The organism is Rhodoferax sp. RT5P35, from assembly GCF_056521385.1.
In genome coordinates this window covers 1-2,481 of sequence record NZ_JBWMAX010000030.1, presented here as the reverse complement: position 1 = coordinate 2,481, position 2,481 = coordinate 1, and the positions used below count along the sequence as shown (strand labels likewise).

Genomic DNA, 2,481 nt, shown 5'->3' with positions numbered 1-2,481 from the left:
TGGCCGCCAGCGCACTGGTTTGCGACTGGATCACCCCTACCAGCACACGTGCCGCTGTGGCGGCGGTCGTGTCGTTGGCGGCGATGTAATTGGCCAGAGGCGATGCCGCCAGACCGGCCTGGCTTTGCACCAGCGCCGCCGCTTCGGCCGTGCTGACACCGGTGGAGGCCACCGCCAGCTGCACCAGCGTAGTCAACGGACTGATGACCGCCGTTTGGTCGGCAGGGGCCGTGAGCGTGTAGGCCGTGGTGACCGGCCCGCTGTCGGCATCTACTGCGCCCACCGGCACAAAAGCCAGCACCGGGAACTTGCCCACATCGGCATTGGGCACGGTGAGGCTGGCGACACCCTGGGCATTGGTCGGCCCGCTGGGTTCACCGCTGTCGCAGGCCCCATTGCTGTTCACATCCAGGCACACGGTGGCCCCCTGGACCAGGCCGTCCATCACCGTCACCGCCACGGCGGTGGTGGTAGGGGCGGGGGCTACCGGCGGCACCGCAGCGGTGTCTCCACCTCCGCTACCACAAGCCGCCAGGGCGGCAATAGCGGCACTGCCGAGCGCCAATTTAAGGGGGATCTTCATGGGGGAACTCCTGTAAGGGTGTTGTGCAACGAGGCGCACCCATACTCGGTCCAGAGCCCCGACGGCACATCCCCTGTTTAGGGGAGTCCCACCGGAAAACGTCCTCAAAATGGATGACGGCTAGCACAGCCCCCACCCCATTTTTGGTGCATACGTCACAAAACCCAGTGGTCTGAATACCAGCCCAAAATCAATCCAAATGTCTATGCTTGGCACAGCCTTGCTGCAAATGCTTTCTTTTTTGTATCTTCTCGTTTCAGCCTGCATATCGCAGGACCAGCAGGCACCCGGGACACCGCCATGCTGAACATCGCCCCATCCTCTTTCGCCGCCGATGCCATCAACTACATCGACGAACCCGAGCCGTCCGACACCTTGATCCTCATGCAGTGCGTGCTGGAGCAAATGGACTACGGCCTGGCACTGGTGCACATGGCCACGCGCCAGATCCGTTTTGCCAACCGCCTGGCGCACGACGGGCTGAACGGCCCCGGCAGCCTGCGCAGCGGCCTGTGCGTGGCGGACGGGCGGCTGAGCACCCTGCTGCGCACCGACACCCCGCAGCTGGAGCACGCCCTGTTGCGCGCCCAGACCGGGGTGCGGGCGCTGATCAGCCTGGGCGGTGAAGACTGCACCACCAGCGTGGCCCTGGTGCCGCTGAACGCCCCTGGCGCGGCCCCCTACGCCCTGCTGGTGTTTGCCAAACAGCAACTGTGCGACAGCTCGACCATGGCGCTGTTTGCCCGCGAGCGCGGCCTGACCAGCGCCGAAAGCAATGTGCTGGCCTCGGTGTGCAGCGGCATGCGGCCCACCGAGATTGCCACCCACCACGGGGTGCAAATCTCTACCGTGCGCAGCCAGTTGCGCAGCATCCGCATCAAAACCCGCTGCGACACCATCCGCCAACTGGTGGAGACCGTATCCATCCTGCCGCCCATGGCCCGGCATATGGCCGCTGTACAGCATTAAATCCCCGGCAGATCTGCCGGTAATGTAAAGACGGTGGGGAGAATGGCATAGACTGCGGGCGCGCGACGTGCGCCCCTCTATGCCATGCAGTCTCCACTCAACACCCTCACCCACGCTTTTTGCAACGATCCGGTCCAGCCCCTGCTGCTGCGTGAGCTGGTGCCTTTGGGCGAAACCCGCCGCTACCGCAAGGGCACGGTGCTGATCCACGAGGCCGACCCCGGCGACACGCTGTTTGTGGTGGTGGAGGGCCGGGTCAAGGTGTATTGCACCGACGACTTCGACAAGGAGATCACCTTCGGCGTGATCGGCCCCGGCGACTATTTTGGCGAAATGGCGCTGGACGGCGGGCCACGCTCGGCCAATGTGGTGACGCTGGAGTCCACCGTGTGCACGCTGCTGACGCGCACCACCCTGCTGGGTTTCATTGGAAAACACCCCGAATTTGCGCTGGACCTGCTGGCTAAAGTGATCCGCCGTGCCCGCATGGCCACCAACAGCGCCCGCAACCTGGCCTTTGTAGACGTGTATGGCCGCCTGAGCCAGTGCCTGCAAAACCTGGCCACGCCCCAGCCGGACGGCACCCAGCGCATCACCGAACGCATCACCCACCAGGAAATCGCCAGCCGCACCGGCTGCAGCCGCGAAATGGTCAGCCGGATCTTGAAAGACCTGGAAAACGGCGGCTACGTGCAGGTAGACAAGCGCCAGATCGTGCTGGTGCAGCCCCTGCCTGCGAGGTGGTAAGGGCGTTTTCGGTATATTTTTATATGCTTTTTAGGCCGCTAGCGCTTATTTAATAAGCGTGAGCAGCTACTAAAGACATAGCAAATCAGTCCAGCGCGCGTTTCAGGCGGATTTCTTCGATCTTGATGTCGCCCATGGGCACGGTCTTGGCGGTGTTGAGTTCGCGCTTGAAACCGGCCAGG

General features: G+C 63.4%; 2 protein-coding genes and 2 pseudogenes. 2 read left to right on the top strand and 2 right to left on the bottom strand.

Going from position 1 to position 2,481, the window contains the following annotated elements:
• Positions 1–583 (bottom strand): annotated as a pseudogene (locus AC097L_RS23155) (hypothetical protein); the annotation flags it as partial.
• Between the two features lie 300 nt (positions 584–883).
• Between AC097L_RS23155 and AC097L_RS23150 the strand changes: the two are divergent.
• Entirely contained in the window at positions 884–1,552 is a 669-nt protein-coding gene (locus AC097L_RS23150; RefSeq protein ID WP_479589094.1) for a helix-turn-helix transcriptional regulator, read from the top strand.
• 84 nt (positions 1,553–1,636) lie between these two features.
• A complete protein-coding gene (locus AC097L_RS23145) occupies positions 1,637–2,299 on the top strand; it encodes a Crp/Fnr family transcriptional regulator (protein WP_315182740.1) in 663 nt (220 codons plus the stop codon).
• Positions 2,300–2,384: 85 nt separating this feature from the next.
• Here the strand turns inward: AC097L_RS23145 and AC097L_RS23140 are convergent.
• Positions 2,385–2,481: pseudogene (locus AC097L_RS23140) on the bottom strand (GNAT family N-acetyltransferase); the annotation flags it as partial.

Excerpts from the sequence above, each read along its gene's own strand:
- AC097L_RS23150 (WP_479589094.1), top strand. The coding sequence starts at position 884 with ATGCTGAACATCGCCCCATCCTCTTTCGCCGCCGATGCCATCAACTAC.
- AC097L_RS23145 (WP_315182740.1), top strand. The coding sequence starts at position 1,637 with ATGCAGTCTCCACTCAACACCCTCACCCACGCTTTTTGCAACGATCCG.